The organism is Salinicola salarius, assembly GCF_003206135.1.
Lineage (GTDB): Bacteria > Pseudomonadota > Gammaproteobacteria > Pseudomonadales > Halomonadaceae > Salinicola > Salinicola salarius.
In genome coordinates this window covers 1-7203 of sequence record NZ_PZJT01000006.1, presented here as the reverse complement: position 1 = coordinate 7203, position 7203 = coordinate 1, and the positions used below count along the sequence as shown (strand labels likewise).

At 65.8% G+C, this 7203-nt stretch carries 9 protein-coding genes; 2 read left to right on the top strand and 7 right to left on the bottom strand.

What is annotated here, in order from left to right; all coding sequences use genetic code 11:
* Positions 1-170: 170 nt before the first annotated feature.
* Both DOM32_RS06490 and xthA read left to right on the top strand, forming a co-directional pair.
* Positions 171-422, top strand: coding sequence for a hypothetical protein (locus tag DOM32_RS06490; protein WP_110632469.1), 252 nt, complete (start codon positions 171-173; stop codon positions 420-422).
* Positions 422-1240 carry an exodeoxyribonuclease III gene (xthA, locus tag DOM32_RS06485; protein WP_071233033.1) on the top strand — a complete coding sequence of 273 codons (819 nt, stop codon included), beginning with the start codon at positions 422-424 and terminating at the stop codon, positions 1238-1240. Before DOM32_RS06490 ends, xthA begins: the two co-directional genes overlap by 1 nt.
* Positions 1241-1534: 294 nt before the next feature.
* Here xthA and DOM32_RS06480 read toward each other — a convergent pair whose 3' ends face one another.
* The 7 genes from DOM32_RS06480 to DOM32_RS06450 form a co-directional block, all read right to left on the bottom strand.
* On the bottom strand, positions 1535-2740 hold the full coding sequence (locus DOM32_RS06480) for a hypothetical protein (protein ID WP_110632467.1): 1206 nt from the start codon (positions 2738-2740) through the stop codon (positions 1535-1537).
* Between the two features lie 11 nt (positions 2741-2751).
* Positions 2752-3516 carry an energy transducer TonB gene (locus DOM32_RS06475; RefSeq protein ID WP_110632464.1) on the bottom strand — a complete coding sequence of 255 codons (765 nt, stop codon included), beginning with the start codon at positions 3514-3516 and terminating at the stop codon, positions 2752-2754.
* Positions 3516-3923, bottom strand: a complete 408-nt coding sequence (locus DOM32_RS06470; RefSeq protein ID WP_071233036.1) for an ExbD/TolR family protein — start codon at positions 3921-3923, stop codon at positions 3516-3518. The genes DOM32_RS06475 and DOM32_RS06470 overlap by 1 nt, the downstream gene beginning before the upstream one ends.
* Positions 3916-4449, bottom strand: coding sequence for a MotA/TolQ/ExbB proton channel family protein (locus tag DOM32_RS06465; protein WP_110632461.1), 534 nt, complete (start codon positions 4447-4449; stop codon positions 3916-3918). The genes DOM32_RS06470 and DOM32_RS06465 overlap by 8 nt, the downstream gene beginning before the upstream one ends.
* Positions 4433-5854 (bottom strand): MotA/TolQ/ExbB proton channel family protein, encoded by a 1422-nt coding sequence (locus DOM32_RS06460; RefSeq protein WP_244179831.1) that lies wholly within the window; start codon positions 5852-5854, stop codon positions 4433-4435. Before DOM32_RS06460 ends, DOM32_RS06465 begins: the two co-directional genes overlap by 17 nt.
* Positions 5851-6690, bottom strand: a complete 840-nt coding sequence (locus tag DOM32_RS06455; RefSeq protein ID WP_244179830.1) for a DUF3450 domain-containing protein — start codon at positions 6688-6690, stop codon at positions 5851-5853. Before DOM32_RS06455 ends, DOM32_RS06460 begins: the two co-directional genes overlap by 4 nt.
* 233 nt (positions 6691-6923) lie before the next feature.
* Positions 6924-7203: FAD-binding protein (locus tag DOM32_RS06450; protein ID WP_208625331.1), on the bottom strand; the 280-nt coding region annotated here is incomplete at its 5' end.

The window sequence follows — 7203 nt, the reverse complement described above, 5'->3', positions numbered from 1 at the left end:
CCAACGTCGCGAGCCGTGATCGGCAAGCCGATGGCACAACCCCCTTCCCCTGTTAGAATGCGGGCTATCGTTGGCTCGGGAACACCGCCCTCATGGTCGAGAGTTTCCCATGCTGATGCCTATATCGCCATATCGCCGGATTTCCCGCTGAATACTGACAGGTTGCGCGCATGACTCGCAGAAAAAAGACCCGGTCGCTGGCCGACAAGGTGACGATCCGTACCGGCAAGCGCAAGGACTATCGCCGCTGGCGCCATGACAATCCCGATGAAGTCGCCCCATCGCGTCGTTACGTCGACAAGAAGACCCAGCAGCGAAAACTGCAGGCCGAACGCAAGCGCCAGCGTCAGAGCGCTCCACCGCTGCCGCTGCATTCCGCCAGCACCGATGGCGACGCCTCGAAGGATGAGGGCTCCGATTGATGCGACTCGTCTCTTTCAATATCAACGGTATCCGCGCTCGTCTGCACCAGCTCGAGGCATTGATCGAGAGCCACGCGCCGGACGTCATCGGCCTGCAGGAAACCAAGGTCCAGGACAGCGAATTTCCCCGTGACGCGGTGGAAGCCTTGGGCTATCACGTTCACTTCCATGGTCAGAAAGGCCACTACGGTGTCGCGATGCTGACCCGGGCGGCACCGGTATCCGTTCATTATGGATTGCCCGACGATGGCGAGGAGGCGCAGCGCCGCCTTATCGGGGTGACGCTCGACATGGACGATGGTAAACCGCTGACGGTGTGGAACGGTTACTTCCCCCAGGGCGAGAACATCGCTCACCCTACCAAGTACCCCAACAAGCGGGCGTTCTACGCCGGCCTCAACGCGCTTCTCGAAACGCAGCACCAGCCTTCGGAGCGCATCGCGATCATGGGCGACTTCAACATTTCGCCGGCGGATATCGATATCGGCATCGGCGAGGACAATCGCAAGCGCTGGCTGCGCGAAGGCAAGACCAGCTTCCAGCCCGAGGAACGCGAATGGCTGGAGCGCCTAAAAGCGTGGGGGCTCGAGGACAGTTATCGGCTTTGCCACCCGGACAGCAGCGACTACTTCAGCTGGTTCGACTATCGCTCCAAGGGTTTCGATCGCGAGCCCAAGCGCGGCCTGCGCATCGATTACATCCTGGTCACCGAACCGCTGGCTCGCGCCACACGTCGCTCGGGTATCGACTACGACCTGCGCGCCATGGAACGGCCTTCCGACCACGCCCCGGTGTGGAGCGAGTTCGAGCTGGCGTGAGTTTCGTTTCCTATGGCGACAAATTCACGATGGCGACAAATTCAAGCGGACGAACTTACCACTGACCGAGCATCAACTTTCCTTCTGCTCGTCAATGCGAGGGGCAAGCCCCTCGCGCTCCCCTTTTTGACGCCACAGACGGCGGCAAATTCCAGTGCCCCGGCTTTATTGACCAATAAACAAAAACGCTGACAAGGACCACTGGCGATGGTCAGTGGAGAACTGGTCAAACGACAATCTGTCACCTTGTCTCGCCACCTTGCCAAAACCGACCAGCGCGTGAGCCAATCACCGCTACGCCGATCCCAGCGAATCCAGCCACTGCTGCGCCTGCTCGACACCCGCTGCCCTGGCCTGCTGGAAGGCATTGCGGGCCGCCTCCCGATCGCCGAGCTGCAGCGAGGCGATGCCCTGCAACAACCAGTCCCGCCCGGAAATCTCGCCGCCGGCCTCCCGCAGACGGGAAAGCGCGTCCCGTGTCGTCTGCCACTCGCCCCAGCCGTAAGCGAGCTCGGCCAACTGCTGCCAATCCTCTGCCCGGCCGCTCTGCTCGGCCAGCGTCTGCCAGGCCGACAGCGCACGGCCATGATCACGAGCGGCCGTCCAGGCCTGGGCGATCAGGCGCAGGTTGGCGCCGCCGGAATCCAGCCGACCGCTATCCAGCCAATCCTCCAGATGCTCGGCGGCACGCGCCGGCGTCCCCCCGGCGATATGCAGCCTGGCCAGCTGCACCAGATCGTCGTCCGATGTCAGCACACCTCGGCGCCAGCCGCTTTCCCAGATCGCAGCGGCACGACCGTCATCACCGGCTTGCTGGGCAAGTCCCGCGGCCCGGCGCCAGACGTCCGGCGAGCTCGCATCGTCGCCCAGCAGCGTCAGGGCGTCGTCGAAGCGTCCCGCCTGCTGGTAGACCGTACTTGCCAATTGCCGTTGCGACTGGCTCCAGCCCTCGGTGCCGGACGCTCTCAGCCGATCGAGCGAGCTGGCCGCGGCCGACCACTCCTCGAGCGACGCCCGCGCCTGGATCAGCAACCAGCGCGAAGCGTCGTCTCCGCCGCTACGTTCGACCCATTGGGTCAGCAGATCCGCGCCCTGCCGAGTCTGACCGGCGCTCAAGCGCAGCCGTGCCTCCTGCTGCAGCCAGGAGAGCCGGCGGGCATCGGGAACGTCATCGATGCGACGCGCTTCGGCCAGTTGCTCCGCGGCCTGGAGATCGTGGCCCTGGCGGGCGTTGGCCGATGCCGCCAGTTGCAGGAACAGGGCGCGCGCCCAGCGGTCGGCCGCATTGCCACCTTCGAGGCGCGAGGCCGATTCGGCAGCGCGCGCGGCCACCGTCGCGTCGTCGCCGGATGCGAGCTGCGACTGCATCGACTGCAGCGCCTGGATCATGTCCGCGCGCAGCGCCGGGCCCTCTGCCCGGGCCAGCGAGATGCCGCCGCAACCGATCAGGCCCACCAGCGCCAGCGACAGACAGCGCTTGCCCAGGCGACGAACCGTCATTGAATTCACGATCAGCCCTCCAACTGGAACTGGATACGCTGCGTGGCCCGCCGCACGTCATCGGCCGGCGGGAATCGCCACTGGGATACCGCCTCCTCGACGGCACGATCGAACACATTGGCGGGATCGGCGTCGATTATCCGCAAACTGTCGGTATCGACGCGTCCATCAGGCTGAATGATAAAACTCACCTCCACGTAACCTTCCAGGCCACGCCGGCGCGCACGCATCGGATAGGACGGATTGACCCGGCTGGTAGGCTGCAACTGGCCGACATCGCGCGGCGATGCCTGCGTTCCTCGCGGCGGTTGCTGCGGTGCGGGTTCCGACTGCGGCGGGCCAGGCTCGGATTCCGGCTGCGGCGCCGCTTCCGCCACGGTTTCCTGCGTTGGCTGGGGTTCCGGCTGAGCCTCGGGTTGCGGTTCAGGACGCGGCTCCGGCTGCGCCTCGCTCAGCTCGGGCAGCGATTCATCCAGCGTCACGTCCGGTGCCTCCATGGGCGGCGTCTGCGGTTCCGGAATCTCCACCGGGCTCGGCGTCTCCGCCGCAGGTACGGGCGCCGCCGCAGGGGGCGGCGGTGGCGCACTCGGCGGCGTCGGTAACGCCGGCGACGTCGGTTGCGCCTGCTCCTGCTCCGGCGCGTCGACCATCGAGATCGCCGTCGGCGTCACGATCTGGGTGCGATCCGGTTCCGGCGGAGCCACCAGCAGCGCCAACAGATAGAACAGCAGCAGCGCCAGCAGCGCGCCGCCGACCAGGCCTGCCACTCTACGCATCAGCCGGCATCCCGGTTGGCGGCCACGGCGACGTTATCGACGCCCGCCTGGTGAATGCGATCCATGACCTCGATCAGCAAGCCCGTCGTCGAGTTCTTGTCGGCCTGCACCACGACGCTGCCATCGCCGGAAACCAGCTGCGCGACACGGGCACCGACGCGATGGGCATCCACCGCCTCGCCGTCGACCCAGACCGCGCCTTCGCCGGTGATGGCGACGAGCACCTGGGTATCCTGGCGCGCCGTGGCCTCGCTCGACTCGGGCCGCTGGATTTCGACGCCACTCTCCTTGATGAAGCTGGTGGTGACGATGAAGAAAATCAGCATGATGAAAACGACATCCAGCATCGGCGTCAGGTCGATGCCGGTCGAATCGTCACTGGCTTCCCGCAAGCGGCGCCTACGCATGAGAGTCCTCCACGGCGCGGGCCATGCGGTCATGCAACCGCTGGTCCTCGCGCCGAATGATCTGTTCCAGACGAGTGACGAAAAGCAGGCCGACCACGGCAACGGCCATGCCGCACAGCGTGGGCAGCGTGGCCTGGGCGACGCCGTCGGCCATGGCGCGGGCCTGGTTGCTCTCGGTGAGAGACAGACTGTCGAACACCTGGATCATGCCCGTCACCGTTCCCAGCAGACCGAGCAGCGGGCAGACCGCGATCAGCAGCTTGAGCCACGGCAACGGCAGGCGTAACCGGGCGATCAGTTCGCTCGTCCACACTTCGCGCAGGGTGAGCGCGCTCCAGCTCGAGTGATCGCGACGCTGGATCCACGCTTCGATCAGCACTCGCCGCGCACGTCGATGGGTGAACTGCCAGTAGAACAGCCGTTCCAGCGACATCGCGAACAGCGACATCGCCACCAGCATGATCACCACCAGCACCTCACCGCCAGCGCCGATCAGCCAGCGGATCGGCTCAAGCGTGGGCACCATGACGGCGCTCCTCGGCGTGGGCGACAGCGGCCGTCTCGGCCTCGAGATGTTCGGCGAGCACCGCACTGGCACGGCCTTCCAGCAGGCCGATCAATCGTCGGCTGCGGCTGCTCAAGGCGGTATTGACGAACAGCAGCGGAACCGCGGTGATCAGGCCCAGCACGGTGGTCACCAGCGCCTGGCTGATGCCGCCGGCCATCAGTTGCGGATCGCCGGTGCCGAACACGGTGATCGACTGGAAGGTGACGATCATCCCGGTCACCGTACCCAGCAGCCCCAGCAAGGGCGCGACGGCGGCGATCAGCTTGACGGCCGGCTGGCCCCGCTCCAGGCGCGGCTGCTCCGCCAGCAGCGCCTCGTCGAGTCGAGCCTCCAGCGCTTCCGGCGCGTGATCACGGCCCAGCGCGGCGAAGCGCTGGAGTACGCGCCCCAGCGGGTTGTCGTCGCTGAGAGACTCCGGCGCCCGCATCTGCCGACGCATGCGTGCGCTGACCCGAAGCAGGTAGACATACTGCACCAGTGCCACCAGCAGCCCGATGATCCCCAGCGCAACGATCACGTAACCGACGTAGCCGCCCTGCTGGAACCGCTCCCACAGGCTCGGTTGTTGGGCGAGCGCGTCCAGCACGTCGCCGTCGGTGGGATCGACCACGATCTGGTTGCCCTCGCCCTGCTGGAAAGCCTGCAGGGCCTGGCGAGCATCGCCCGGGGTTGCCGCCACGACGGAAAGACGATCGTCGTCGCCGATTCGCTGCAGCAGATCGCCGTTGCTGAAGGCGACGGTATCTCCCAGACGGATCACGGGGCGCTGGGCGACATCGCCGTCCGGCCCGGCAACCGGCGCCTGGAACCGCACGCCTCGGCCGCTTTCCGCGATCAGGCCCGCCAGATCCTGGCGCACCCGGTCCAGCGTCTGCAGGTCGATCAGCCCGCGATCGTCGAGCCGCGGAGGCAACCGTGCATCACCGCCGACGGTCAGCCAGCTCTCGCCCAGCGCATCCCGAAGCTCGCTGGCCTGCTGCTTGACGATTCCGGAGATATCGCCGATATCACCGGCCTCTTCCGTGCGCTGCCGCTGTAGCGCCGCCAGTTGCTGCTGCTGTTCCGCCTGGCGCGATTCCAACTGGTCGCGCTTGTCCTGCGCGTTCTGAAGCCGCTGCTCGGCATCGGCAAGTGCCTGCTGCAATGCCTCACGATCATCCAGCAGCGTCTCCAGCCGCTGGGTATCGCGCTGTTCCGCGGCCTGGCTGTCGGCCCGGAACGTCTCGAGCACCTGTTGTATCGATGGCGCCCCGCCACCCGACGCGTCGCCGGACTGAGCACTGGCAACGACGGGCAATAGCGTTATCGCCACGAAAGAGAGCGTTGACCACCACGCATGGCGCTTCATGACCGTCCGTCTCATGACTGCCCCTCCGCAGCTGACTGCCCGTCTTCGACGACCAGCGACGCCGGCAGATGCAACAAGGCCGGCGCGCTCTGATCCTGCGCGATGCGAATGCCGCGACGGACCTCGTCGATCTGATCGCCGTCCAATGCTTCCCACTCGCCGTTGGCAACGCTCCAGACGCCACCGGCCTGATCGTTCGGCGTGACGTAGTACCAGCCCGTTCTTCCGACCCGTAGATAGTCGACTTCCCGGGCGAGCTGGCTACCCTGACTCGCGGCGTCGGATTGCGCCCCCTCGAGCGGGCCGCTCCATTGGTCCATTTCCCGCCCGTAGGCGAGCTCGGTACGCCAGGCGGAAAAGATTCGCTGCAGCTTGTCGGCCTGCGAGGCATCATCGCGGGACAGCATCTGCTCCAGATCATCGACGCGGGCCAGACGCTCGTCACGCAGGAACGGCATGTCCGCTTCGACCATCGCGCGCAGTTGCTCGACCATCTCGCGCATCTCCCCCGGCAGTGCCTCGCGGGTCACGGAGATCTGCGTCAACGCCTGCTGCTCGGAAGCGATGCGCTTGGCCTGGTTGTCGACGATCGGCGCCAGCTCGGCGTTGTAGCTCTCGAGCCGGTCGGCCTGCTGACTGGCCTGGCGCAGGCGCTGCAGCGCTTCCCGCGTGGCGTCGTCGGCGTTGTCGATACGGCTTTGAAGTTCGGCCTGGGTCTGCTGGGCCTGGATGCTGGCCTGGCTGAGCGAGTCCTGGGCCGGCGCCGTGCTGGCAACGCCCAGGCTCATGGCGGCGAGAAAGGACGCCAACAGGCGTGCGCTTCCTCGTTTCCGCGGGGAATCATGCACCACGCTATCTCCTTGCGTATGAGCCGTGACAACAAGCTGGTGACAAGCACCGCTAACCAGCGGTGTAACGAAGCTGAATTCGACGCGATACGCTAATACAAACAAGAACAATTATCAATCCGTATAACTTGGCGCTCCAGTGACAGCCCGCGACATCCGCTGAACGGCGAGGCACAAAAAAAACCGGCACCCGCAGGTACCGGCTTTCTGGATCGCGAATCGCGTGGGCGAGTCGTCTACAGCTTCTGCTCCAGCTCGGGCAGAATCTCGAACAGGTCCCCGACGAGACCGTAATCGGCCACCTGGAAGATCGGCGCTTCGTCGTCCTTGTTGATCGCCACGATCACCTTGGAGTCCTTCATGCCCGCCAGGTGCTGGATCGCGCCGCTGATACCGACGGCGATATAAAGCTCGGGGGCGACGATCTTGCCGGTCTGCCCGACCTGCATGTCGTTGGGCACGAAGCCAGCGTCAACCGCGGCGCGGGAGGCACCGATGGCCGCGCCGAGCTTGTCG